The following is a 23818-nucleotide window of genomic DNA, read 5'->3' as shown; positions in this document are numbered from 1 at the left end:
GGTACGAATTGACAGTGCAGCCGACGCGCTTCGCCGGTCAGAACTTGTGCTGGATGCCGATGCCGTAGGTAACTACGGTATCGCCGGGCTTGCGGCTGTTGCCGTCTTCGTAGTCGAAGAAGACGTAAGGCATGGTGCGCTTGCTGAGGCGATAGCCATAGCCGGCCTGCGCCTTGCGCAGCCTGCCGCTCGTGCTGTTCTGCACGTCGCGCTCCATGTAGTTCACGGTCAGGCTGTGCGCGCCGTAGGGAACCGTGAAGCCGGCGAGCCAGTAGCGCACGTCGGTGCGCGAACTGGCCGTGCCGACATAGCGGTCGCGCCCGTACACGCCGTACACGTTGACGAACTTGAAGTCATAGGCGGCCGTTGCCTGCATCTTGTCGCGAAAATCATTGGCGACGAGCCCGCCGGTCTTGGCATCGCGCGAATAACCGAGGCCCGCGGAGAAGTTGCCCGAGGCATAGTTCAGCCCGGTGTCGTACTGGCGAAAATCGTCCTCTTCCTTCACCGGGGAACTGGCATTGGGCGTAGCGGGATCCGGCCCGGCCAAGTTGATACGGGCACGCAGCGAGAACCCCCCGAAATCTGGCGTCGCGTAGCCGAGCGCGTTCGATACGCGGTTGCGCGCATTAAGCACCTTGGTGCCGATGGCGGTGGCGCCGGCATCGTGGATCACGAAATCGACGTTCTGCGTAATCTGCGAATAAATGGGCGAACCAACCGACGTCGCGGAATCGAGCCGCCCCAGCGCAAACGCGCCAAACACGCCGCTCAGGCCAACAAAGGCATTGCGGAACTGCGGATTGGTGGCAGTGCCATTGTCAGCCTGGAAGCCCTGCTCCAGGCCGAAATCCGCACGCAGCGAACCGCCAAGGTCTTCGTTGCCGCGCATGCCCCAGCGCGATGCGTTGTCCACCATTTGCGCCGCATTGCCGCGCGGACCGCGCTGATATTCGATATCGGTATCGATACGGCCGTAGAGCGTCATGGCAGCGTCCGCGCCGGCCGACGCTGCCAGCAGCGCGCCGCCCAGGCACGCTCGCCCGATAAAACTGAATGACTTCATGCTGTTCTCCTTCTCCCTTTGCGAAACAACCCCGCCGCCATGCGCCACGCTTCATGAGCGCGAGCGCCGCCCTCCGCGCCGTTGACCGGAACGGATGCCATGCGGCAAACCCCGTGGAATGCGCCGCCGTGGCGGCGCGCGATCAGGCCGCTTTCATCTGGCCTGTTTCGTTGAGATGGCACGCCGACATGCGGCCGCCACCGATATCGCGCAACAGCGGCACCTCCGCCGCGCACCGCGCGCTCGCATGCGGGCAGCGCGGATGGAACGCGCAGCCGGACGGCGGCGCGAGCGGGCTAGGCAACTCGCCCTGGATTGGCTGGTGACTGGCTGAACTGCCGTCGAGCCTCGGCGCATCGGCCAGCAGTGCGCGCGTGTAGGGATGGCCGGGCTGCGCAAATACCGAGCGCGCATCACCCATCTCGACGATGCGGCCCAGGTACATGATCACCACGCGGTCCGACATGTGCTCCACCACCGCAAGGTTGTGGCTGATGAAAACGTAGGTCAGCTCCTGCTGCCGGCGCAGGTCCATGAACAGGTTGATGACCTGGGCCTGCACCGAGACGTCCAGCGCCGACACGGCCTCGTCGCAGACCACAAGGCGCGGCTGCAAGGCGAGCGCACGCGCAATGGCGACACGCTGGCGCTGGCCGCCGGAGAATTCGTGTGGATAGCGCTCGGCATACGAAGCATCGAGCCCCACCATCGCAAGCATTTCCCGTGCAAAAGACGCTGCCTGCCCGCGTCCGATCAGCCCGTGATGCAACGCACCTTCCGTGATGGCCTGGCCGATGCGCAGGCGCGGGTTGAGCGATGCATAAGGGTTCTGGAACACCATCTGCACCGCGAGGTGGTAGGAAGCCGCGGCGGTGTCGGCACGCGCGCCTTCCCACAGCACATCCCCGCCACTGGGCGCGAGCAGGCCGGCAAGCATGCGGCCCAGCGTCGATTTACCGCAGCCGGACTCGCCCACGACCCCCAGCACTTCACCCCTGTGAACCTGCAGCGAGACATCGTTGACCGCATGCACCACCGGCTGTGCCCTGTGGCGCCCCGTCACGCGGCCGATCAGGCCTGGCTTTTGGGAAAACTGCTTCTGCAGATGGCGCGCTTCGAGCAGGACAGTCATGCCGCCTCCAGGGGGTGAACGCAGCGCAGCGACCGGCCGCGCACGGAAACTTCGAGAGGCGCCTGCGCGCAGCTTTCGCTGGCCCGGGTGCAACGCGGTGCGAATGCACAGCCTGGCGGCAAGCCATACAGCGCCGGCGCGGCGCCGGGAATCGCACGCAAGGTGCGGCCGCGCGTCTCGTGCGCGGGCAGCGAATCGAGCAGGCCCCGCGTATAGGGATGCATCGGCTGACGGATCACGTCCGCCACTGGCCCCTGCTCCACCACACGCCCCGCGTACATCACGCACACGCGGTCGACGAGATCCTTGACCACGGCCAGGTCATGGCTGATCCAGATCACGGCCGCGCCGGTCTCGCGCACGAGCTGCTTCATCTCGAACAGGATCTGCGCCTGGATGGTCACGTCGAGTGCCGTGGTGGGCTCGTCGGCAATGATCAGATCGGGTTGGTTGATCAGCGCATTGGCAATCGCCACGCGCTGGCGCATGCCGCCCGACAGCTCATGCGGATACGCCTGCATGCGTTCCTGCGGCGCGGGAATGCCAACCTTCTTCAGCGCATCGACGGCACGGTCATGGGCCTCCGTGTGCGAGCAGCGGTGATGCACGCGCACCGTCTCGATCAGCTGCGCGCCGATGCGCATGACCGGGTTGAGCGACATCATCGGGTCCTGGAACACCATCGCGATACGGTCTCCGCGCAGCGCCTGCCACTGGCGCGGCGTGCACGTACGCAGATCCTGTCCCTTGAAGCGGACCGTCCCGCCAGTGACGCGGCCAGGCGGGTCGAGCAGGTTCATCAGCGAGAACGCTGTGACCGACTTGCCAGATCCGGACTCGCCGACGATGCCGAGGATTTCTCCTGCATTCAGCGAGAAAGAAACATTGTCGACCGCAGTGACCGCGCCGTGCTCCAGGGCGAAGCGCGTGGTCAGACCGTTGACTTCCAGCAGTGCCATGATTTCTCTCCTCAGCCCTCGTTGCGGGGATTGAGCACGCGGCGCAGCCGGTCGCCCACCAGGTTGATGGCGCCGATCAGCAGCACCAGGGCCACGCCCGGGAAAATGCTGATCCAGTACTTGTTCGACAGCATGTATTCGAAGCCATTGGCGATCAGCATGCCCAGCGACGGCTGCGTGCGCGGCAGGCCGATGCCGAGGAAGCTCATGGTCGCTTCCAGCGTGATCGCATGCGCGATCTGCAGCGTCGCGGTCACCACCAGCGGTGCCATGCAGTTTGGCAGGATGTGGCGGAACATCACGCGCCAGGCAGACAGCCCCTGTCCGAGCGCCGCTTCGACGTAGTCCTTGCGCCGTTCGACCTGTGCCGATGCGCGCACGGTCCGCGCGAAGTAGGCCCATTGCACGATCACCAGCGCCATCAGCGTCTTGTCCACGCCCTGCCCAAGCACTGCGAGCAGAATCAGCGCGACAAGAATCGCCGGCAAGCTCAGCTGGAGGTCTACGATGCGCATGATCACGGCGTCGACCACGCCGCCGCAGTAGGCCGCGATCAGGCCAATCGCGGCACCGAGCACGAGCGCCACCACGGCGCTGATCACGCCGACACCGACACTGATGCGGATGCCATAGAAGATGGCACTGACCAGGTCGCGCCCAGCACCGTCGGTGCCGAGCCAGTAGCGCATCTGGCCGTCATAGCCGACCGCGCCGGGCGGCAGTTCGGAATCGATGACTGACACGGTGGCCAGGTCATATGGATTCTGCGGGCTGATCACGTCGGCGAACACGGCGACCAGCATCAACGCGAGCAAGAGCGCCAGCGCTGCCGCCGCCACGCGGTTGCGCAGGAAGCGTGAGAGAAAAGACGGCCGATGCGGCCGCGCGGACGCTGTGCCCGGCGCGCTGGCAGACGCCAGCGGCGCACCCGTCGTACCGGGTTCAGTTGCAGGGATGGACATCGTAAAACTTGGCGAATGACAGGTTCAGAAAAAGGGTTCAGGCTGCCTTGTGGCGCAGGCGCGGATCGAGCAATACGTAAAGCAGGTCGACAATCAGGTTGAGCACCACGAACAACACCAGCGTGACGAGCAGGTAAGCCACGACAACCGGCCGGTCCAGCGCCAACACCGAGTCGATGATCAGCTTGCCCATGCCGGGCCACGAGAACACCGATTCGGTCACGACCGAGAACGCGATCAGATGGCCGAACTCGAGCCCGACCACGGTCACGATCGGAATCAGCACATTGGGCACCACATGGCGTAGCACCAGCCGCGCGCCACCCACGCCCTTCGCTCGCGCGAACTTGATGTACTCCTGCCCCGCTACTTCTCGCGTGCCGGCTTCCGTCAGCCGCGCCACCAGCGAAATCTTGAACAGCGACAGCGTCAGCGCCGGCAGCAGCAGGAAACGGATGCCCTCCCAGCTCGTCACGGACAGCGGCATGCCCAGCACCGTGCTGATCGGCCCGCGTCCGCCCGACGGTAGCCAGCCCAGGTTCACCGAGAACACGAGGATGCCGATCATGCCGATCCAGAACGTCGGCATGATCACGCCGCCGAGCGAGCACGCCATCAGCAGCCGCGACAGGCGGCTCGCAGGCTTCAGGCCCGCGAAGATGCCCATCGGGATGCCAATGGCCAGCGACAGCAGCAGCGCGGTCACTGCCAGTTCCAGCGTGGCCGGAATCCGGCTGACGATCAGCTCGATCGCGGGCCGGTTGTAGATGAACGAATCGCCGAGGTCGCCGTGCAGCGCGCCCTGCACGAAATGCAGGTACTGCTGCTGCACAGGCAAGTCCAGCCCGAGCGAGTGGCGCGCCTCGGCAATCTCCTGCTCGGTCGCGGTCGGGCTCACCAGCAGGTGCACCGGATCGCCGATCAGATTCACGGCGCAGAAGGTCAGGACGGACATGATCCAGAGCACCACAATGCTCTGCAGCAGCCGTTTGAGAAGGGTTTCCAGCATGGTTGCTTCCGGGGATGGCTGCGGTGCCTCAGGGGCGTGCGGCCGGTCGAATGTTCATGGCGTAGGTGAAGCCATCGCTGCGCGGCTTCACGGCCAGGCCGTTGCGGTAGGCCCACGTCGCGCGCAGGTGGTGCAGCGGCACCACGCCAACGTCTTCGGCCAACGTCACGGCCGCCTGGCGCTGCACCTGCTCGCGCGCGGGCGGGTCCATCGTGCGCATCGCTTCGTCGACCAGCGTGTCGACGGCGGCGTTCGCATAGCCGCTGCGGTTGTTGGCACCCAGGCCGGCCTTCTTGTCCTGCGAGTGAGCGGCGGCCACCAGCGGTTCCAGCGAATCGCCGCTGACCGCCCCGATGCCAAGCATGAAGGCGCTGAACTCTGGCTTGCCGCCCTCCCCGCCCGACGTGGCGCGCGTGATGTACACCGAATAGGGCAACGTGCGCACCTCGGTCCGGATGCCCGCGCGGGTCAGCATCTGGCCGATCGCCTCGCAGGTCTTGGCATCGTTCAGGTAGCGGTCGTTGGGGCAATGCAGCGTCAGGCGGAAGCCCGCCGGATAGCCGGCTTCGGCGAGCAGCCGGCGGGCTAGCGCCGCGTCGCCGTGCGGCGCGGCCACGGCGCGTGCAAAGCCGAAGAAGCCCTGTGGCACGAGTTGGCCAGCCGGCACGGAATCGCCCTTGGTCACGCGCGCGGCGATCAGGTCCCGGTCGATCGCCACGCTGATGGCCTGGCGCACCTTTGCGTCGCGCAGCGGGTTGGCGCCCAGCGGCTTGCCTTGGTTGTCGCTCACGTAGGGCGACACCTTGCGCGCCTGGTCGAGCTGCAGGTAATTCAGCATGTACGACGTGGCCGATACGGTGCGGATGCGCCCGTTGGTACGCGTGAAGGCGTCGGCAATGCTGGCCGACGACGCGTCGATCATGTCCACCAGCCCCGACAGCAGCGCCGAGGCACGCGCCGGCTCCTTGGCGATGAACTGGAAAACCACGTGGCCCCAAGGCTCCAGCGCACCCCAGTAGGTTGGGTTGCGCGCAAACGTGAGCTGCTGGCCATGCTCCCACGCGACGAAACGGTATGGACCCGTGCCGATGGCCGCCCGGCCCGTGGCGAAGTCCGCTTCTTTCACCGCGCCGCCAAGCGAGCGCGGCAGCATCGCCACGAGCCCCACGTTCTGCGGCAGCACCGGGTTGGGTGTGCGCGTCACGACACGCAGCGTCAGCGGCCCGGTGACCTGCACTTCGGCAATCGACTTCAGGTACGTGCGGAACGTGCGCGCGCCAGCCAGATGCCGTGCGCGCTCGATCGAATAGCGCGCATCTTCCGCGGTAAACGGTTCGCCGTTGCTGAAGCGCACGCCCGGGCGAAGCTGGAACTCCCATGTGCGTGCGTCCACTTGTCGCCAGCCGGTGGCGAGTTGAGCCACGGGGTGCAGTTCGTTATCCAGGCCGACCAGCGTCTCGTAGACATGGCCCCAGAGATTCCGTCCCGCCGCGTCCAGCACATGCGGATCCGCAGCGCTGATTTCCGCCTTGTAGCCAATGCGCAAGTCGGCCGCGCGCGCCGAACTCGCGCCGGCCAACACGAGCATGCCCGCCAGAACGAGCATGGCCGCCCAGTGACGGCAGCCTCCTGCAGGGGTCGTAGTTTTCGTTTGCTGAAACATTGTTTCATTCAGTGATACTGTGTATCGAAGAATAAGACAAAGAAGTGACACGAGTAAGCAGGGTTTACCCGCTATGGGGACGTGCAGGGAAAAGACTGGACTGCCCGTGCGGCGACAGCGCGAGCAAAAAGGAAGACGCCCCGGCAACAGTCATTGCCGGGGTGAAGGGATAGGGAAAACCGGAGTTGGTTGCCGCTGCTGCGGTAACCTGCTGGCCTGCCGGCCGGTAGGATCAGGCGCCCGAGTAGCCGAGCGTGCGCGACAACACAGCCGCCTGTTCGACGACCATGGCCACGTGGCGGTCCAGCACTTCCTGCGTCGTGCGGCTGGCCGGGCTCGCAATGCTCAGCGAGGCGACGGTGCTGCCGCTGTGGTCACGCAGCGGCGCCGCGGCGGACACGGCGTCGGGCTCGCGCTCGCCCAGAGACACCGCATAGCCCGCCGCACGGATGGCCGCGAGTTCGTCGCGCAGCGCCTGCGGATCGACGATGGTCTTGTCGGTGAAGCGCTGCAGTGCGTTCGCCAGCACCGCATCGATCAGCACGTCCCCGCCATAGGCGAGCAGAAGCTTGCCGGAAGCTCCCACATGCAGCGGACGGCGGTTGCCAACCTCGGTATGCACGCGCACCGACTGCGACGACTCATGGCGCGCCACGCAGACCGATTCGAGCCCGTCGCGCACGCGCACGATCACGTTCTCGCCGCAGGCGGCGCCCAGCGCGGCCAGGCTTGGCGTGACGAGCTTGATCAGGTCGACTTGCTCGCGCGCGGCATTGCCGACCAGCAAGGCGTTGTAGCTGAGCTTGTAAACCGCGGCCGGCGCTTCGCGCGCGATCATGCCGCGATGCTCGAGCGTGCTCAGCAGCCGGAACGCGCGCGCCTTGGTCAGCCCGGCCCGGCGCGCGAGCTCGGTCACGCCCAGGGACGGATGCTCGGCCACCAGCATCAGCAGGCCAAGCGCCTCGTCGACGGCGTCAACGATGTAAGTCATCGGGTTCTTTGTTATGGGTGAAACGGGGTTCAGCGCGCATTGTAGCGGGCAGGAAGAGGTGGCGCCGCATCGGCGAAGGCAGTTGCCAGGGCAAGACCGGAACCATGACTTCGCGCAGGCCTCCAACCATACAGGCAGCCACGCGTGTGACCTGGCCACCTCGGCCAGGACATTGGACGGCGTCATTCCGGGCAACGCTTGCCCGGCGCCTGCGCCTGTTCTGCCACCCCAACAACAAGAGTCCGGACTGCCGTGCCTGCTTCCATCGAGGATTACGCACTGATCGGTGATTGCGAGACGGCGGCGCTCGTCTCCCGCGACGGCAGCATCGACTGGCTGTGCCTGCCCCGCTTCGATTCGGCAGCCTGCCTGGCGGCGCTGCTGGGCACGCGCGAGCACGGTCGCTGGCGGATCGCCCCGGCAGCCCGAGGTGGCAGGAGCCGGCGTCACTATCTGCCCGGGACCGTTGTCCTCGAAACCGTCTTCGTCCATCCGCAGGGCGTAGCGTCGGTCATCGACTTCATGCCGATCCGCCATGGCATGACCAACTCTGGAGAACGTTCAGACCTCGTGCGCATCGTATGCGGCCGCAGCGGCACGGTCGACATGAAAATGGACCTGACGCTGCGCTTCGACTACGGCGCGACGGTGCCCTGGGTGACACGCCTGGAACAGAACGACGGCATTCGTGCAGTGGCGGGGCCGGCCATGACCATCCTGCGCTCGCCCGAACCGCTGCACGGCAAGGGCCTGGCCACGACCTGCGAGTTCACGATCAAAGCCGGCGAGATGAAGCCGTTCGTGCTGACCTACTGTCCTTCACACCTTGCCGAACCGCCCCCGCTCGATGCACACCAGGAACTGGAACGAACCGAGCGTTGGTGGCGGGACTGGTCTGGCCGGTGCAAGGTCGGTGGCGACTGGAGAGGACCAGTCCGGCGCTCGCTGCAGACCCTCAAGGCACTGACCTACTGGCCGACCGGCGGCGTCGTCGCGGCGCCCACCACATCGCTGCCCGAAACGCCCGGAGGCGTGCGCAACTGGGATTACCGCTACTGCTGGCTGCGCGACGCAACCCGAACCCTGCTGGCCCTCATGGCTGCCGGCTACTATGACGAAGCCCAGGACTGGCGGGGCTGGCTCACTCGCGCGGTCGCTGGCAGCCCCGAGCAGGCCCAGATCATGTATGGCGTCGGCGGAGAGCGCCACCTGTGGGAATGGGAACTGGACTGGCTGCCAGGATATAAGGGCGCCCGGCCAGTCCGCGTCGGCAACCTGGCCGCGACCCAGCTCCAGCTCGATGTCTACGGCGAACTCATGGACGCGCTGTACCAGGCGCGCCTCGGCGGCTTGCCCCGAGATCGCGACTCGTGGGCGCTGCAGCGCGCGCTGGTCAACCATCTCGCCGCCATCTGGCAGCAACCGGACGAGGGTATCTGGGAAGTTCGCGGCGGACGGCAGCCGTTCACCTTTTCCAAAGTCATGGCGTGGGTCGCACTGGACCGTGCCATCAAGACCGTCGAGATGCACGACTGGGAAGGTTCGGCATCGCGCTGGCGCACGGTGCGGGACGCCATCCACGCCGACGTGCTGGCGAACGGCTTCAGCACCAAGCGCAACAGCTTCGTGCAGACCTATGGCGGCAACACCACCGACGCAAGCCTGCTCCTGCTGCCGATGGTGGGCTTCATCGATGGCAAGGATCCGCGCATGCTCGGCACGATCCAGGCCATCGAACAGGAACTGCTCGCGAACGGGCTGGTGCGCCGGTACCTGCCGTCACGTACCGAGGACGGCCTGCCGGGTAGCGAACCAACCTTCCTTGCCTGCAGCTTCTGGCTCGCGGACGCCTATGCCATGGCCGGGCGCTGGCAGGAAGCGCGCGAGCTGTTCGAGCGCCTCCTTCTGCTGCGCAACGACGTCGGTCTCCTCTCGGAGGAGTACGACCCGGCCAGGCACCGCATGGCTGGCAACTTTCCGCAGGCGCTGTCGCATATCGCGCTGGTCAATACCGCATTGCTGCTCGAGAAGGGCATCAAGCGTGCATGAGGCCGACGCCCCTATCCGCGTTCGCGCCCTGCCCGCTGAACTGTAGACGCTGCGCATAGTCATGGCCGTGGTGCGGGTGCCGCAAATGCGCTGAGGAATTCAAGCACCGGGCGGTTCGCCACTAGCTGGCTATCAACTCTCAAGGATCCGTCAGTTGCCTAACGCGCCTAACGCGTCGGCAGGTTGCCAATCTCATTGCCGGGCCCTTTGCCCATCTCGATACGCGGATCGCGCCGTGCCGGCACGATGCCATCGGCAGCCAGCCGCTGCTGCAAATCGTTGTCCGCCAACCGGCAATAATCCTTGTCGAGTTCGCGCGTGACCACGCTGCCTACGGACTGTGGCCACGCCTTGCGCAACAGGCCCAGAAACCGTGGCGGCGCAATGACGACCAGTTCGTCGAAGCGCTGCCTGATGCGCGCCTCCTCGAGCATCTTCGCGACGCGACGCGAGAACAGGTGGGCTTCCTGGTGGATTTCATCCTCTCCGGCCGACGACGTCACGGTCGACGTGCGGCCCATGTGCGCGCCCGGATGGCCGGCATCGCCCTGTACCGTGGCCTGCCCCCGGCGGCCATAGGCATCGTGCCGCAGGTCCGCGTTATCGGCATGGGCGGCCGCATCCGTGAATTTTTCGATCTCCTCCAGGGCCGCGCTGTCGCCGCGTGAGGCAAGCACTCTCGCAATACCCTCGTCTGCGACGAGGATCCAGGTTCTCTTCATGAGGGGTCTCCGTTCAAAGCCCGCGTCAAGCAGGCTGACCGAGTAAAGACTTGCAAGCCGCACGCCACCCGGGGGGTTGCGGCGGGTGGCCGGCAGATGTGGCGCCGGCCATGCGCCGTTGCAGCTTTGACCGGAAAGACTGCAAGTATTGCAAAGCAAACGGTCCGGCAGTGTTCCGTGCCGTTCCTCTCGGGGGATCAGCGCGGCGTGGTCGCGTCCGGAGCACCTCTACCCGGCGATGTAGTGCCGCCATAAGAGTCGGCACCGCCCCCGGCGCTGCCCTTGCCGGCCTCTAGTCCGCCCGTATAGCTGCTGGCGGACGCGCCCGTCGAACTGCCGCTGGTGCTCATGCCGCTTACGTGCTCCGCGCCAGCGACGTTCTGGCTTGCCGTCTGTCCGGCCCTGCCCAACTGCCCCGCCAAGCCTTGCTGCGTGCCCTGTGCTGCGGCGCCGTCCGTACGCGTTACGCGGATGCGGTTGTCGACGTCCTTGACGCCAAGGACATGGTCCGCAATCTCCTCGATGCAGTACTTCTGCCAGCGATCTTCGACGGTGCCGCTCAATGCCACGACGCCCCCGGACACCGTGACCTCGACGTCGTGGACATCGAGCCGGTCCGAGTAGGCCAGACGGCTACAGAGATCGTCGTGAATGCGTTCATCCGAACGTACATAGCCCCGCGGGCCTGTGATGCGCTGTTCGTGTTCCATGGGTTCGTTCTCCAGTCTGCGTGGATATCAAACCCGCGCTCAGCGTTGGCGCTTGTGCGGCGTATCGGTGGTGGACTGGTGCTGCTTGCCGGGATTCTCGTTCTTGAAGCCGCCATAGCTGCTTTGGCCTGGGTCCTCGCTGCGGCTGCGGATTTCGTTCGCCTTGCGGTCGCTGCGGACGCCCGGGTTGGTGTGCGCGGCGGTGCTGCGTTCGTGGGGCTTTTGGTCCTTGCTGGAAGTCATGGCATTCTCCGCTGGTGGACATTGACAGCGAAGGCAGCAAGGAGCGTGCCGGTGTGCTGCGGACGATTTTCCGGCTCGCCGCCAATACAAATCAGCAGCCCTTCCCAAGTACATGAAACAGCTCATCCTCCTGCGCACAATGCAATCGCAGGATAGCGTCCAGACCGTAGAGCAGACGCTGTAAATCCTGCACAGTACGCGGATCCGGACCCTCCGGAGGCAGCTGGGCGATTGTCCTGCCGAGGACGGTCGCAACCCTGAAAATCTCGCGATGCATCGCACTCATGGCCGCCATGGGGTCCTCGCCGCCAAGCATGCGTGCCACGTCCGGATACAGGCTTATGTCGTCGCTACGTTCATGCGGCACCAGGACCTCGGTCAGGGAGCAGTTTAACGCCTTCAGCTCAGCCTGTGCAGCTCGCCCATCCATCCGGGGCAGCATATCCGCCACGGCGCGGATCCTGTCCATGATCGGCTCCAGCGCCGTATGCTCGGCCTTGAGGCGGGCCACGTCCGCCTCGCCAAGGCTGCCCCCTGGCTCCCGGGCGTCCGCTCGCAAAGCGCGCAGCGCATTGACGATGGCAAGTACATCGATGCCTTCCTGCAGGATTGCGCCTGGCAGAGGAGGCAGGAAGCCCAATCCCGCCGCCAGCATGGCGGCGAACGAAAGCATCATTCCCATCTCCACGCTCAGCATCGCGATGCGGCGCGTGCGGCGTGCGATTTGCACGGCATCGACAAGGCGATCGAGCCGGTCCACAAGCAGTACCACGTCGGCCGCCTCCGACGAGGCAGCGGCGCCGCGTACCCCCATCGCAACGCCGATATCCGCCGCGGCCAGCGCGGGAGCGTCATTGACGCCATCCCCGACCATGATCACCGTACCCTTGCGGCGTGCGGCGTGTATCGTGGCCAGCTTGTCGGCGGGAGACTGCTCTGCATGGATTTCACTCACACCGAGCATCGCGCCGACCGCCTCCGCGATATCCACGCGATCTCCCGTAAGCATCGCCTGACGTGTGACGCCCTCCTTGCGGAGCAGGCGAAGCGCGCGCGGAGTTTCCAGGCGAATGCTGTCGGCGAGCTGGATCACGCCCGCCAGATGACCGTCGAGACTCACAAACACGGCCGATATCCCTCCGATCCGGACGCGGCGGATGACGTCCTTCGCCCACTCCGCCGCATCGCCGCTGTCCACGGCATACGTGAGCGAGCCGATCCTGACGAGTTGCCCTCCGACGATCCCCTGCACGCCCGCACCGGGACTTTCCCGGACGTCGGACGGGGTAAGCAACTCCAGGCCTCGCTCGCGCGCAGTCATTGCCACGGCATCGGAGATGACATGATTCGACGCTTGTGCAAGAGAGGCTGCGAGTGATAGCACTGTCTCCGCCAAATACCCTTGCGTACACTCGATGCCAACCAGCCTGGCGACTCCACCCGTGAGCGTGCCTGTCTTGTCAAAGAACAACGTATCGGCTTTGGCGAGCCCTTCAAGTGCACCTCCGCCCTTGACGAGCACGCCGCGCTTTGCGCAGCGCGACATCCCCGAAACGATTGCCACAGGCACGGCCAGGATGAGCGGGCATGGCGTGGCAACTACCAATATTGCAAGAATGCGCATCGGCTCGCCGCTCCACAGCCAGCTAGCACCTGCAAGCAGCAGGGTCAGTCCCGTGAATTGCACGGCATACCTGTCGGCAAGCCGCACTGAAGGACTGCGCTCTGCCTGCGCCGCCGCGACCATGCGGACGATGCTGGCAAACGTGCTTTCCGCCTCCGTGGCGCCAGCCATCATCTCCAGTGCGGCTCCGGCATTCAGCGCGCCGCTCTTGACTGACTCGCCCGCGACGCACTTCCGGATGGCAGACTCGCCAGTCAGTGCCGACTCGTCCAGTTCCGCGGGCATCGTCAGCGCACCGTCGACGGGCACGACCTCCGCGTGCCGCACCATCAACCGGTCCCCGGGACGGACTTCGGCGACATCGACCTGCTGCCATTGCCCGCCCTCCAGCCGGTTGGCCCGCCTGGGAGCATGGCTCAGCAGAGCCGTCATCTCCCGCCGAGCGCGCGATTGGGCGTAGTCCTCAAGCGCGCGTCCGGTCGCCAGCATCAGCGATACGACAGCCGCCACGAGAAACTCTCCGAAAATCAGCGCGACCACGATCGATAGCAACGCCAGCGCGTCGATGCCGGATTGCCGTCGGATCGCGGCGCGCGCGCTGGAAATCGCCAGCGCCATCGCATTAGGCAATGTCCCGGCGATCCAGATCCATTCGGCTGCCGTCTCGCCTTGCAGCTGCCGCGCAACAAGGCCTCCCGCCAGCGTCACGGCGGAAACCGCAAGCAGCACACCGTTGAGCCGGCCAGCGGGCAAGCGCATTCCAGTCCCCCTGCAACATGCGGCGCTGAGCGCCGTCCTTCATGACGAAATGGTTTACCGGCTCTGCGCTGGATCAAATCGAAGGTTGGACCGCAGCCTAGAGTCCGTACAGGGATCGGATCGTTGAAAGTCTGAGATTATTCAGCGGCATCTGGAAGCCCTTATGTCGACGCCCCGAGACCGCAAGCTTGCTTCAGCGAGGTCGGTGGGCGATCTGAGGGACCGGAAAGCGTTCTGGACGACGCGCTAGCCACCCAAACGTATCTGCTGATCGATGACTGATGGTACTTCGACCCAGCAAAGGAGAACAGGAGGTGGCCGATGTTGGCAACTATACTCTCACTCGCTTTTGTGCTTTCCGTCCTGACTACCGCGATTTCGCTTGATTCGCATGAGAGGCGTGGCAACGATGCGTCGGGCCCGACTGAGAAGCAACTCCATTCCGTTTTGAAGAAGTGCCAACCGAAACAGGAACCCGCCGATGCTGCTACGGGCTTCGCCCATGGCGGGATTCCGCACGAGCACTTCGCAACGGTGGTGCCGTTCATTGAAGGTTACCGGGACGAAGGTGGCTGCGATGCGCTCCTGAATGATGAGCACAAGGAGACCGGTGGCGTCAATGCAAGCGTCTCGTCGTCAGGCCAAGCCAGTCATCAGCGGTTGTGAAACAAGCAAAACCCGCGCGATACGTCCGGGCTACCAAGCATTGGAACAAGATCAATACCTTAGCAACACATCGTGCGCACATGACGTCCATCTTCGACGGTCGGAAATTGACCGGAGAATGATGACGGCATCCAGGCTCCGCCCTGGCGTTTAGCGCTAATCGCTCCCCCCGCGCGGCTTGGCTCAAGTCGAGCCAGCAGGTCCGCTCACCGCGACTTCGCAGGAGGTTGCCCTTGGACCGGCCGGGCAATCAGGCTATCGCTGCCAGGCGGCATTGCCGGGAAGCGCAACAGAAGGTCAACGGGCGCGCTGTCCCCTGTCACCGCAATGCTCCGGCTGACAATGGAGCCGCCGTACCGGATCACCGCCCGATAGGCGCCGCGCGGCAGGTTCATATACAAGTAGGGTCCCTCGCTCAGCACGAGCAGCACGATTTCGCGCCGCGCATTGAACAACGTGACCGTGACATCAGACAAGGAGCTGTTGTCATTGCTGTCAACAAAGTGCATGCGGACATTGAACTGCCGGGCCATGCCGCGGATGGTGGCAGCTTCATCGATACCGACCCCACCGGAGATGTAGGAAATACCGTTCAGTTGCCTGAGCTTCATCGTGCCCGAAGGGACCGCTGCATCATTGGCAGCGGCCATCGCTGCGGTGGACAGAATCAGGAAGCAAATTGCCATGAAAGCCCGCATCGGACACTCCTCGCTTGACGTCATCCAATAAGCCGGCGCAGTGAACGCTGATCGATCGGCGGCCTGTGCCATGCATTGCAGCCTAGTCCGCCCGGGTTCTCGCCTCTTGTCGTGGGTCAACGCCACAGGAGTCCTGGCATCCGGATCCGCAATGTCGTAGTTCCGGCGCACCACTGTCAGATTTCACTGACAGACGGTCGCTATCGTCCGACACCGGGCGTTGTCCGAGGCGTACAAGAAAAACCGCTCCAGCCGTACAGCACTCTCGTCCGCGGCTGATATCGGGTAAGCGCCGCGCCAACCATACTCGAGGCATCCACGCAGGCAGGCCGCTGTCTCGGATGTCCGGTCACCGTGATACCCACATCAGGGGCCTGCCGGGCGCACCAGGAACACAAAAAAGGGGCGTGCGATGAACAACGACGCGCAATACTTCGACTCCGCAGCCGTTCTGACGGCACTGGTGGGAACGCTTGCGCCTGGCGCGCATCTCGTGACGCGTCGCCAAGGCTACATTCATCACGGCATCTATACCGGCAACGGCGAGGTCATACACTATGTCGGATTCAAGGGACTCCTGCGCTGCGGCCCGGTCGAAAAAACTACCCTGGCGGACTTCGCCAATGGTTATGGTCTCAGCGTCGAAACGAGCACGGCGGCGCGATATATCGGCGTGGAGATTGTCCGGCGAGCGACGTCGCGGCTTGGTGAAAATGACTACCACCTCCTTACCAACAACTGCGAACACTTCTGCACGTGGTGTCTGTCTGGTCAGGGCCGCAGCCAACAAGTGGAGACACTGATGACCCGGCCATGGCGTGCGGTGCGAGCCATCCTCAGCATTCTTTTCGCAACGCCGGCGCGCGCGGCGGCATAGCCCGCCGCCAGCCGCTACACTGAAACGATCGTCAGGCAACGGCAGCGAGGTCATCCCTTGGACGACGTGGTATTGACGGCGGCATTGGCGATGCCGGACGCCTACCCTTATCCGGTCGATCGCGTGCAGGTCATCGAGACCCACATTTCGCGCGTGTTTCTTGCCGGTGACTTCGCTTACAAGGTCCGCAAGCCGGTGCGATTCGATTTCCTGGATTTCTCGACGGCGCAAGCGCGCCGTGAAGATTGCCAGACCGAGCTCAGGCTGAACCGCCCCCTGGCCCCGGGACTCTATCTCGATGTGGTCCCCATCGTTGCCGGGGACACGGCCGGGTCCGTCAAGGTCGAAGGCGCAGGCACCCCCGTCGAGTACGCCGTCAAGATGCGGCGCTTCCCACAGCAGGACCTGTTCAGCGAAATGCTGACCGAGAACCGATTGCGGGCCGCGCATATCGATGCCCTTGCCGAGCGGATGGCCCGGTTCCATCATGATCAGCCTTGCGCGCGCCTGGAAGAGGGATATGGCACGCCCGCCCGCGTGCATGCGACCCTCGACGAATGCCTCGGCGGTATCGAGCGGCTGGACGACCGCTCCGGGCTGTCGACCGAGGTTTCCAGACTGGTTCGCGCCCGCGCAGCCGCCCTTGGCGAGGCGATACGGGCGCGCCTACAGAGCGGTCATGTGCGCGAATGCCATGGCGACCTGCACCTGGGCAACATCGTATGGCTGGACGGTGAGCCAACGCCATTCGATTGCCTGGAGTTCGATCCGGGCCTGCGCTGGATCGACACCATCAGCGACATCGCCTTTCCTTTCATGGACTTGCTCCATCATGGCCGGCAGGACCTGGCCTATCGCCTGCTCAACGCGTACCTGCAACATTCCGGCGACTACGCGGGGCTGAAGCTATTGCCGCTCTATGTCGCCATGCGCGCGCTGGTCCGGGCGCGCGTGCTGCTTGAACGGTCGCACCAGCGGCGCAACACGTTGGACGCGCCGATGTCGGCCGCCCATGTGGAATGCCGCAATCTGCTGGCCTTGGCATGGCGCATCCTTGCCCGCCGCCCAGCCGCGCTAGTGGTGATGCATGGCTTGTCTGGCAGCGGCAAGTCGACCGTCGCTGCGGGAATCTCGGAAACGGTGGCAATGGTGCGCGTGCGCTCGGACGTCGAGCGCCGGCGACTACGCCACGGCGCGCGGGCGACAGACAGCCGGTATGACACAAGGGAGACGGATCGCACCTATGAACGCCTGCGGGCCATTTGCCGTATTGGCTGCAGTGCGGGATTTGCGATGATTGCCGACGCCACGTTCCTGTCTTGCCGGCAGAGGGACCGCGCCATGGCCCTGGCGCGCCGTCTCGGCGTGCCGTTCTTCATTGTCCAGTGCGAAGCGCCCGTCGATACGCTGCGAACGCGTATCCTGGCACGGGCGCAGTCGGGCCAGGATGCATCCGAGGCCGACTGCGCCACGCTGGCCTGGCAACTGCGCGTACAGGAGCCCTTGACCGAGGCACAGCGTGCCTGTGCCGTTCCGGCAAGCCAGTTCACCCCGCCTTTCCTGCCGGCCTGACGTGCCACAGGCTCCCGGCTTGCCTGCGGCCGTCATGCGCCGTGCGGGGTCGATCTACTGTGCCATCATTCCGCGGTGCATTCCCGGGCCCGGACCGGCACCCTTCGGCATGCCCGCGCCCCGGCCATCCGGGATCGCCAGCATCATTTCCTGCATGAGCGCAACGTGCTGCTGCGTCGCGTCATAGCACATGCCTGCACCGTAGCCGCCGGGCTTCCCAGCCGGGCCGGCGGTACGCGCCCGGGCGGGCCCATGCATCGTCGCCATGGCATCGCGCATCACGGTGTCACGTTCGGCCAGCAGCATGCGCCGCTCCTCATCCGAACTGGCGCGTGACAGCCGTTCGCGGATCGCGCGCAGATGAGCAATCTGCGCATCGAGCTGCGCGGACATCTGAGATGCGGCCGCCGGCTCGTCCGGACGCTCCGGCGCGTGCTTGCCTGGGGCACGATCGGTTGGCGGCGCTGCGAACACGCCAGGTGTCCCGGCTGCGGCGACGGCGAGCGTGATGAAAAATGAAATGCAATGACGGCTTGCCATGATGGTTCCTCCTGCTGACCCGAAACGGGCTTGTCGCCCTCTGATCAACATAGGCCACCGCGTCCACGGCAATTTGACCTGCCTCAAGCAAGGCTCGACGAGCGTACCGGTGCGCCGGGGTTCGACGGCGCCAGGCCAGCGCGTTGAACAACTCCGTAACGCGGGATAGACGCGGCTTCGCCACAAAGTGCCCGCAAGCACGACCCCTGCCTCATTCGCCCCGGTCTTGACGGAGCGCAAGCCTCGGACTCCCGTGCAGTCTAGATTTTGAGGCAGGCAGCGCCGTCCGGATCCGTACGGCGCGTTCCACACTCACCAATGCGAGTCTTCCATGAACGACCTGAAGCGACTTCCGTACGAGCCCGTCAAAGGCTTGTTGCCACGTCCGGCCGTGGGCACCAGCGAGCGCGTCATCACGCTGCCCGAGCCCGACCGGACATCGGGCATGCCTTTGATGGGAACCCTCTGGCTGCGCAAAAGCACGCGTGAATTCGACCAGCAACCTCTGCCGCTGAAGCAACTCAGCGAACTGCTGTGGGCTGCCGCGGGCGTCAACCGCTCGCTCGGTGGAGGCCGTACCGCGCCATCGCCATATGGCGAGACCGTGATCGATGTCTACGTCGCATTGCCGGCAGGCCTCTATCGCTATGATCCGGTGCACCATTGCCTGGAACTGAAGCGCGCTGCCGACTTGCGCAGCATGACGGGGTACCAGGACTTTGTCGGCATGGCGCCGCTTGACCTGGTCTTTGTGGCCAACCATGGCCGCATGCAGGAGATGCCGCCAAAACTGCGCGAGACCTTCTCCGCAGCGGCGGCGGGGGCCATGGCCGAGAACGCCTACTTGTATTGCGCATCGGCAGGGCTTGGCGCTGTCGTACGTGGCTGGCTGAACCGGCGGCAACTCGCCGAGCATATGTCGCTGAACGAGGACGAGGAGCCGATTCTGTCGCAGACCATCGGGCGGGCTGCCTCGCATGTCACCACCACCCAGGCATGAGGGCCCGGGATAGCCAACGACTGTTTTCAGGAGACACTGAAATGATCAAGAACACGGGAAGCGCGGAGCAGATCCGCAATGAAGTCCTGCGCCGACTGCAGGAAAATGCCGACCTTGGCGACGCTTGCCGCAATTCGGAGATTCCGCTGCCGCTACGCGTCGACCCCGGCACAAACGGCGGGTGCAACTGGCGCATCGAAGATTTCTCCGGCGTCAGGCCAGCCTGTCAGGCTGCGGTCAGGGCCATTACCGCGGAAATGATGCGGGAGTACGATCTTCCCTGAACGCCTTCTACGTCCCGAACCGTGGGAGGGGCGCGCACAGAGGTGCGCGCCCTTTGTTCCATCTTGACACCGTCGTGGTGGCGACTTCCGCCGCCGCCTTCCGCGAGGGCGCTCCGTACCCCTTCGCCTTTCTGCTGCGGCGAAATCACGAACGAGCCATCCGCCCGCAAGCCACCCTGCCTTGTTTCGAGCACACCTGGCTCTTCGAACAGGTGCGTCGCCCCGGGAACCACTTCCAGCTACTTTTTCAAGCCCGGTGCCGGTGTTCTCGCCTCACAGGTTGACCTGGATATTGTTCTCCACGGAGACGACGCCAGGCGCGGACCACGCAGCGTTGTACGCGGCTTCACGCTCGGCCCAGGTACGCAGGCTTCCGCCCAGCTTGACGTCGCCTTGCGAAACCGCCACGGTCACGTGGCTGGCGTCGAGTTCGGCCTGGCGCTGGATGGCATCCTTGATGCGCTGCCCCAGTTCCGCCTGGTTGACCAACGGCCGCACCGCAATGGCGTTACTGACCCCGGCCACCCCGAAGAGTCCTGCCACGGCATGCTCGGCCACGACGCGCTGGTAGTTCCAGTCGACGTCACCGGTCAGCGTGATCACGCCATGTTCGACCGTGATCTGGATCCGGTCACTCGGCACCATCGCTTGCCAGGCCAGGACGTTGGCGGCCGCGCGTGCAATGTCGCTGTCGGTGCGCAGGGCTTCGTCGGGCAGGCGCACGTCCAGTTCGACGGCCAGCGCCTTGACGCCCGGGATCCGCTTGACTGCAGCTTCGGCAGCGTACTTTTCGGAGAAGCTGCGCAAATGGCCCGTAAGCGTCACCACGCTGTCCTGCACCTCTACTCCGATCCCGCTTGCATTGACCGCCGGGTCCCAGTTCAGCTCTTCGATCACGTCCTGCTTCAGTTGGTTATCGCCTTTCATGAGTTCCTCGCCTCGTCGATGATCAGCGGACTGCCCCGGCATCTCACCCAGCGTTGCCCGCCTTGGCCTTCCCCTGACTCAGCGTATGCGGTAGCGCCTGATATCCGTTGATATGCGTCAACGAGCCGGCGACGCGGCTTCCCAGCCGGCGCCCAAGGCAAGGAACAATGCTGCGGTGTCCTGCAGCCTTTGGGTGTGAGCCTGTATATAGCCGATCGTCGCCTGCTGGTACTGCGCATTGGCGACGAGAAGCTGCAGGTATCCCGCCGCGCCGGCCCGGTAGTTGGCCTGCACCTCGGTCATCAGCTCCCCCGCGGCCTGCCGCGCGCGGTCCTGCGCATCCACCGTGAGTGCGTCGTGTTCCAGCGCACGCAGTGCATCGGCCACCTGGGCAAAGGCCGCCAGCACGACTTGCCGGTAGTTGGCCTGTGCCGCTTCAAATTGCGCTTGTGCCGCGCGGCGCCTGAAGTACAGCGTGCCGCCCTGGAACACCGGCGCAAAGGCGGCCGCAGCGATGCCCCAGACGCCTCCGCCCGCACCCAGCAAGCTGCCAGGCTGTACGCCTTCGCGGCCATAGCTGGCACTCAGCACAATGTTCGGGAGCATGGCAGCCGTTGCCACGCCGACTTGTGCCGCGGCCACGTGCAGTTCTGCCTGCGCGGCCAGCACGTCTGGCCTGTGCCGGACCAGCTCGGAAGGCAGCATGCGCGGCAGGTCGGACGGCAACACCAGCGAATCGAGCGAAAGGACCAGCGGCCCGGCCTCTGAAGGGAAGCGCCCGGCAAGCGTCGCGCCAAGGTGATCCGCCTGATCCATGCGTTGCGCCAGCGGAGGAAGTGTCGCTTCCAGCGACCCAAGCTGGCTCAGCAGGCTCAGTTCGCTGGCGTGGGTCGTCATGCCGGCGCTTACCTGCGCGCGCGTGACGTCGACTTGCTCGCGCACGATCTTCACCAGCGTATCCGTGGCAGCGATCTGGGCGGCATAGCCGGCGCGCGCGATCGCGGTATTGACCAGTGTGCCGGTCAGCGTGAGCCAGGCCGCACCAACGGCGTAGCGCTGCACTTCTGCTTGCGCAGCCAGCGCTTCCACCGCCCGGCGGTTGCCGCCGAACAGGTCCAGCGCATAGCTGATCGTGGCGCCCAGCGTGAAGACATTGAATATGCCGGGCGGGGCGCTGCTTCCCAACCGGACGGGCGTCGTCGTCTGTCGCGACGCTTGCGCCTGTGCCGCAACCTGCGGATAGAACACGCCGGCGCCGGAACGCGCTACCGCATCAGCCTGCCGCAGGTTCGCTTCAGCGACCTGCAGACTCGGATTCGCGGCCAACGCTCCATCTACGGCCTGGTCCAGTTCCGCACTGCCAAACATGCGCCACCAGTCGGCGGGCACCATCGCGCCGGCAGCAAAGTGCTGGGCCCGTCCGTCGCCGGCGGGCGTGCTGCTGGCGTCCCCGCCGCGAACATACTGTGAAATGGCAGGTTCCTCAGGCGGGACAAAGTCGGGTCCCACCGCGCAGCCGCAAAGCGCCACCACCGCAAATACGGCCATCGGGAGCGTCCGCAAGGGCCAATGCCAGCTCACGGTGTCCCGCCCAGATAGACATCGACCAGTTGCCCCGGGTAGATCGGTGGCTGGGCGGGCGGCCTGAAGCGGAAGATTACCGGCAGTACGCGTACGTCGACCCGCTCCGCCCTCTGGTCCGAGAGCTGGATCTTGGGCGTCAGGTACGGCTGCACCCGGACGAACTCCAGCACGATGCTGGTGTCCGTGCCGCGCACGAACATGCGGGCCTGCATGCCGCGGCCAGGTTTCAGCCGGTGAACGAGAATCTCGTCGACATAGACGCGGACCCCGAGCCAGTCCTGCTGGCTGCTCAGCACGGCAACCGGCTGGCTTCCCTGCGTATAAGTGTTGTACGTCCCTTGCGGCGATACATAGGCACCCACCGCCGGATTGACCGAAAGCACCACACCGTCCATCGGCGCGCGCACGACGTACTTGCGCAGCAAGGCGTCCGCCGCGTCGGCCGCCTTGCGCAGCGCATCGCGCTGCTTCTCCTGGTTGCGTATGTCGAACGTCCACGCACCGGCGCGCGTCAGCGCGAGTTGCCGACTGGCTACCACCAGGCCGCTGCGCGCGACATGCACGGCGTTGGCGGCATTGTCCATGGCATCCTGGCTGACAGACCTGGCGTCGAACTCCCGCGACTTGCGCAGCTTGTCATACTGGTCTTCCACGGTCTTGAGGCTTGCCGCTGCGGCGTCAGCCTGCGCCTTGGCGACCTCAAGCGTCTCCTTTCGCGGCTGAGCGAGCAATTGCGCGAGCTGTGCCTCTGCGGCGTCTGCCTGCGCACTCTGTTGCGCTGCCAGCGCGCGCTGTACCGAGTCGTCAATGGCCAGCAATTCATCGCCGCGTTTGACGGTCTGGCCTTCATGCACGGCGATACGCAGTACGGTTCCAGCCACCTCGGGGTAGACGTTGACGTTGGCGCCGCTGTCCTGCTCGCTTTCCACGATACCGTTTGCATAAATGCCGCTGCGATAGGGATTGGCGGCCGGCTGGAACACCGGCGGAAGCGGCGGCTTCTGCTGGGCAAAAATGATCGCGGCGGCCACGCCGACCAGCGCGCCCAACGCCGATATCAGAAAAAGCCAGCGGTTCTTCATCACTGTGCGGCCCCTATTTCTATCGCCTTCAGCCGCCCATCCTCCATGTCGAGGATGCGCGAGGCCATATCGAGAATGCGCGCATCGTGCGTCACGATGACAATGCAGCGACGCTCGCTGAGGATTTCCTTGCGGATGAAACTCATGATCGTGCGGCCGGTCTCGCCATCCAGCGACGCGGTGGGTTCGTCGAGAATGAGGATGTCGGGCTGGCTGACGATGGCGCGCGCGATCGCGACACGTTGCTGTTCCCCGCCGCTGAGCTTGACGGGGTGCAACTGTGCCCGGTTCTCCAGGCCGACAATCCGCAGATACTTGCGCGCTTCTGACAGGGCTTCATCCCAGCGGTACCGGCGCAAGACCAGCGGAATGGCGACGTTCTCCAGCGTGGTCAGGCGCGGGAACAGGTGGTAGTCCTGGAACACGAACCCGACCTTGGCGAGGCGGAAGGCGGCCAGTTCGTCATCGTCCAGATTCCACACATCGACGCCGTCCATCAGCACGCGGCCACCATCGGGCCGCAGGATGCCGGAGATGACGCTGAGCAGGGTCGTCTTGCCGCTGCCGGAGGGGCCCACAATGAACAGCATCTCGCCGAAGTAGGCGTCGAAGCTTACGTCGCGCAACGCATGGGTACGGGCCTCTCCCTCGCCGAACCATTTTTCGACGCGCTGGGCCGAGATGGCGACGTGTGCCATG

At 65.1% G+C, this 23818-nt stretch carries 23 protein-coding genes; 6 read left to right on the top strand and 17 right to left on the bottom strand.

Annotated features, from left to right (window positions below; genetic code table 11):
- Window positions 1–37 precede the first annotated feature (37 nt).
- The 7 genes from ACIGJG_RS06405 to ACIGJG_RS06375 all read right to left on the bottom strand — a co-directional run bounded on the left by ACIGJG_RS06405 (window position 38) and on the right by ACIGJG_RS06375 (window position 7782).
- Window positions 38–1066, bottom strand: a complete 1029-nt coding sequence (locus tag ACIGJG_RS06405; RefSeq protein ID WP_011297417.1) for a porin — start codon at window positions 1064–1066, stop codon at window positions 38–40.
- A 142-nt stretch (window positions 1067–1208) separates the two neighbouring features.
- Window positions 1209–2198, bottom strand: coding sequence for an ABC transporter ATP-binding protein (locus ACIGJG_RS06400; RefSeq protein ID WP_483672916.1), 990 nt, complete (start codon window positions 2196–2198; stop codon window positions 1209–1211).
- Window positions 2195–3157, bottom strand: a complete 963-nt coding sequence (locus ACIGJG_RS06395) for an ABC transporter ATP-binding protein (RefSeq protein WP_011297415.1) — start codon at window positions 3155–3157, stop codon at window positions 2195–2197. Before ACIGJG_RS06395 ends, ACIGJG_RS06400 begins: the two co-directional genes overlap by 4 nt.
- 11 nt (window positions 3158–3168) lie before the next feature.
- Window positions 3169–4119: an ABC transporter permease gene (locus ACIGJG_RS06390; RefSeq protein ID WP_483672915.1), complete on the bottom strand. Its 951-nt coding sequence runs from the start codon at window positions 4117–4119 to the stop codon at window positions 3169–3171.
- A 37-nt stretch (window positions 4120–4156) separates the two neighbouring features.
- Entirely contained in the window at window positions 4157–5128 is a 972-nt protein-coding gene (locus ACIGJG_RS06385; RefSeq protein ID WP_011297413.1) for an ABC transporter permease, read from the bottom strand.
- Between the two features lie 28 nt (window positions 5129–5156).
- On the bottom strand, window positions 5157–6734 hold the full coding sequence (locus tag ACIGJG_RS06380; protein ID WP_483672913.1) for an ABC transporter substrate-binding protein: 1578 nt from the start codon (window positions 6732–6734) through the stop codon (window positions 5157–5159).
- A 289-nt stretch (window positions 6735–7023) separates the two neighbouring features.
- The gene (locus tag ACIGJG_RS06375; protein ID WP_220631497.1) at window positions 7024–7782 is read right to left on the bottom strand and encodes an IclR family transcriptional regulator; all 759 of its coding nucleotides are present in this window, start codon (window positions 7780–7782) and stop codon (window positions 7024–7026) included.
- A gap of 252 nt (window positions 7783–8034) precedes the next feature.
- On the opposite strand from ACIGJG_RS06375, the gene ACIGJG_RS06370 reads away from it, so the two are divergent.
- Window positions 8035–9831: a glycoside hydrolase family 15 protein gene (locus tag ACIGJG_RS06370; RefSeq protein ID WP_220631496.1), complete on the top strand. Its 1797-nt coding sequence runs from the start codon at window positions 8035–8037 to the stop codon at window positions 9829–9831.
- 167 nt (window positions 9832–9998) lie between these two features.
- On the opposite strand, the gene ACIGJG_RS06365 is transcribed toward ACIGJG_RS06370, so the two are convergent.
- From ACIGJG_RS06365 to ACIGJG_RS06350, 4 genes are all read right to left on the bottom strand, one after another.
- Window positions 9999–10553, bottom strand: a complete 555-nt coding sequence (locus tag ACIGJG_RS06365) for a host attachment protein (protein WP_011297409.1) — start codon at window positions 10551–10553, stop codon at window positions 9999–10001.
- 197 nt (window positions 10554–10750) lie between these two features.
- Window positions 10751–11263: a BON domain-containing protein gene (locus ACIGJG_RS06360; RefSeq protein WP_011297408.1), complete on the bottom strand. Its 513-nt coding sequence runs from the start codon at window positions 11261–11263 to the stop codon at window positions 10751–10753.
- Between the two features lie 39 nt (window positions 11264–11302).
- The gene (locus ACIGJG_RS06355; protein WP_041679551.1) at window positions 11303–11506 is read right to left on the bottom strand and encodes a hypothetical protein; all 204 of its coding nucleotides are present in this window, start codon (window positions 11504–11506) and stop codon (window positions 11303–11305) included.
- 91 nt (window positions 11507–11597) lie between these two features.
- Window positions 11598–13889 (bottom strand): heavy metal translocating P-type ATPase, encoded by a 2292-nt coding sequence (locus tag ACIGJG_RS06350; RefSeq protein ID WP_011297406.1) that lies wholly within the window; start codon window positions 13887–13889, stop codon window positions 11598–11600.
- A 321-nt stretch (window positions 13890–14210) separates the two neighbouring features.
- Between ACIGJG_RS06350 and ACIGJG_RS06345 the strand changes: the two genes are divergently transcribed.
- Window positions 14211–14555 (top strand): hypothetical protein, encoded by a 345-nt coding sequence (locus tag ACIGJG_RS06345; protein ID WP_140951653.1) that lies wholly within the window; start codon window positions 14211–14213, stop codon window positions 14553–14555.
- A gap of 206 nt (window positions 14556–14761) precedes the next feature.
- Here the strand turns inward: ACIGJG_RS06345 and ACIGJG_RS06340 are convergent, their stop codons facing one another.
- Window positions 14762–15325: a hypothetical protein gene (locus tag ACIGJG_RS06340; protein WP_166486995.1), complete on the bottom strand. Its 564-nt coding sequence runs from the start codon at window positions 15323–15325 to the stop codon at window positions 14762–14764.
- Between the two features lie 340 nt (window positions 15326–15665).
- Here ACIGJG_RS06340 and ACIGJG_RS06335 point away from each other — a divergent pair, with 340 nt between their 5' ends.
- Window positions 15666–16130 (top strand): lecithin retinol acyltransferase family protein, encoded by a 465-nt coding sequence (locus ACIGJG_RS06335; protein WP_483672911.1) that lies wholly within the window; start codon window positions 15666–15668, stop codon window positions 16128–16130.
- 57 nt (window positions 16131–16187) lie between these two features.
- A complete protein-coding gene (locus tag ACIGJG_RS06330) occupies window positions 16188–17702 on the top strand; it encodes a bifunctional aminoglycoside phosphotransferase/ATP-binding protein (RefSeq protein WP_483672909.1) in 1515 nt (504 codons plus the stop codon).
- Between the two features lie 54 nt (window positions 17703–17756).
- Here the strand turns inward: ACIGJG_RS06330 and ACIGJG_RS06325 are convergent, their stop codons facing one another.
- Window positions 17757–18242, bottom strand: coding sequence for a hypothetical protein (locus ACIGJG_RS06325; protein ID WP_011297401.1), 486 nt, complete (start codon window positions 18240–18242; stop codon window positions 17757–17759).
- Between the two features lie 331 nt (window positions 18243–18573).
- Here ACIGJG_RS06325 and ACIGJG_RS06320 point away from each other — a divergent pair, with 331 nt between their 5' ends.
- Window positions 18574–19242, top strand: coding sequence for a SagB/ThcOx family dehydrogenase (locus tag ACIGJG_RS06320; protein ID WP_011297400.1), 669 nt, complete (start codon window positions 18574–18576; stop codon window positions 19240–19242).
- Window positions 19243–19283: 41 nt separating this feature from the next.
- Window positions 19284–19526 carry a hypothetical protein gene (locus tag ACIGJG_RS06315; RefSeq protein ID WP_041679550.1) on the top strand — a complete coding sequence of 81 codons (243 nt, stop codon included), beginning with the start codon at window positions 19284–19286 and terminating at the stop codon, window positions 19524–19526.
- 273 nt (window positions 19527–19799) lie between these two features.
- On the opposite strand, the gene ACIGJG_RS06310 is transcribed toward ACIGJG_RS06315, so the two are convergent.
- From ACIGJG_RS06310 to ACIGJG_RS06295, 4 genes are all read right to left on the bottom strand, one after another.
- A complete protein-coding gene (locus tag ACIGJG_RS06310; protein WP_220631495.1) occupies window positions 19800–20453 on the bottom strand; it encodes a BON domain-containing protein in 654 nt (217 codons plus the stop codon).
- A 117-nt stretch (window positions 20454–20570) separates the two neighbouring features.
- Window positions 20571–22001, bottom strand: a complete 1431-nt coding sequence (locus tag ACIGJG_RS06305; RefSeq protein WP_041679549.1) for an efflux transporter outer membrane subunit — start codon at window positions 21999–22001, stop codon at window positions 20571–20573.
- Window positions 22002–22030: 29 nt separating this feature from the next.
- Entirely contained in the window at window positions 22031–23119 is a 1089-nt protein-coding gene (locus ACIGJG_RS06300; RefSeq protein ID WP_011297396.1) for an HlyD family secretion protein, read from the bottom strand.
- A complete protein-coding gene (locus tag ACIGJG_RS06295) occupies window positions 23119–23817 on the bottom strand; it encodes an ABC transporter ATP-binding protein (RefSeq protein ID WP_011297395.1) in 699 nt (232 codons plus the stop codon). The genes ACIGJG_RS06300 and ACIGJG_RS06295 overlap by 1 nt, the downstream gene beginning before the upstream one ends.
- Between the last annotated feature and the right edge of the window lies 1 nt (window position 23818).

The sequence above is a fragment of the Cupriavidus sp. C1SS-2L genome (assembly GCF_057073735.1).
The sequence above is the reverse complement of the archived record's forward strand: the minus strand, read 5'-3'. Positions and strand labels throughout refer to the sequence as shown.

Excerpts from the sequence above, each read along its gene's own strand:
- ACIGJG_RS06405 (WP_011297417.1), bottom strand. The coding sequence starts at position 1,066 with ATGAAGTCATTCAGTTTTATCGGGCGAGCGTGCCTGGGCGGCGCGCTG.
- ACIGJG_RS06400 (WP_483672916.1), bottom strand. The coding sequence starts at position 2,198 with ATGACTGTCCTGCTCGAAGCGCGCCATCTGCAGAAGCAGTTTTCCCAA.
- ACIGJG_RS06395 (WP_011297415.1), bottom strand. The coding sequence starts at position 3,157 with ATGGCACTGCTGGAAGTCAACGGTCTGACCACGCGCTTCGCCCTGGAG.
- ACIGJG_RS06390 (WP_483672915.1), bottom strand. The coding sequence starts at position 4,119 with ATGTCCATCCCTGCAACTGAACCCGGTACGACGGGTGCGCCGCTGGCG.
- ACIGJG_RS06385 (WP_011297413.1), bottom strand. The coding sequence starts at position 5,128 with ATGCTGGAAACCCTTCTCAAACGGCTGCTGCAGAGCATTGTGGTGCTC.
- ACIGJG_RS06380 (WP_483672913.1), bottom strand. The coding sequence starts at position 6,734 with ATGCTCGTTCTGGCGGGCATGCTCGTGTTGGCCGGCGCGAGTTCGGCG.
- ACIGJG_RS06375 (WP_220631497.1), bottom strand. The coding sequence starts at position 7,782 with ATGACTTACATCGTTGACGCCGTCGACGAGGCGCTTGGCCTGCTGATG.
- ACIGJG_RS06365 (WP_011297409.1), bottom strand. The coding sequence starts at position 10,553 with ATGAAGAGAACCTGGATCCTCGTCGCAGACGAGGGTATTGCGAGAGTG.
- ACIGJG_RS06360 (WP_011297408.1), bottom strand. The coding sequence starts at position 11,263 with ATGGAACACGAACAGCGCATCACAGGCCCGCGGGGCTATGTACGTTCG.
- ACIGJG_RS06355 (WP_041679551.1), bottom strand. The coding sequence starts at position 11,506 with ATGACTTCCAGCAAGGACCAAAAGCCCCACGAACGCAGCACCGCCGCG.
- ACIGJG_RS06350 (WP_011297406.1), bottom strand. The coding sequence starts at position 13,889 with ATGCGCTTGCCCGCTGGCCGGCTCAACGGTGTGCTGCTTGCGGTTTCC.
- ACIGJG_RS06345 (WP_140951653.1), top strand. The coding sequence starts at position 14,211 with ATGTTGGCAACTATACTCTCACTCGCTTTTGTGCTTTCCGTCCTGACT.
- ACIGJG_RS06340 (WP_166486995.1), bottom strand. The coding sequence starts at position 15,325 with ATGGCACAGGCCGCCGATCGATCAGCGTTCACTGCGCCGGCTTATTGG.
- ACIGJG_RS06335 (WP_483672911.1), top strand. The coding sequence starts at position 15,666 with ATGAACAACGACGCGCAATACTTCGACTCCGCAGCCGTTCTGACGGCA.
- ACIGJG_RS06325 (WP_011297401.1), bottom strand. The coding sequence starts at position 18,242 with ATGGCAAGCCGTCATTGCATTTCATTTTTCATCACGCTCGCCGTCGCC.
- ACIGJG_RS06320 (WP_011297400.1), top strand. The coding sequence starts at position 18,574 with ATGAACGACCTGAAGCGACTTCCGTACGAGCCCGTCAAAGGCTTGTTG.
- ACIGJG_RS06315 (WP_041679550.1), top strand. The coding sequence starts at position 19,284 with ATGATCAAGAACACGGGAAGCGCGGAGCAGATCCGCAATGAAGTCCTG.
- ACIGJG_RS06310 (WP_220631495.1), bottom strand. The coding sequence starts at position 20,453 with ATGAAAGGCGATAACCAACTGAAGCAGGACGTGATCGAAGAGCTGAAC.
- ACIGJG_RS06305 (WP_041679549.1), bottom strand. The coding sequence starts at position 22,001 with ATGGCCGTATTTGCGGTGGTGGCGCTTTGCGGCTGCGCGGTGGGACCC.
- ACIGJG_RS06300 (WP_011297396.1), bottom strand. The coding sequence starts at position 23,119 with ATGAAGAACCGCTGGCTTTTTCTGATATCGGCGTTGGGCGCGCTGGTC.
- ACIGJG_RS06295 (WP_011297395.1), bottom strand. The coding sequence starts at position 23,817 with ATGGCACACGTCGCCATCTCGGCCCAGCGCGTCGAAAAATGGTTCGGC.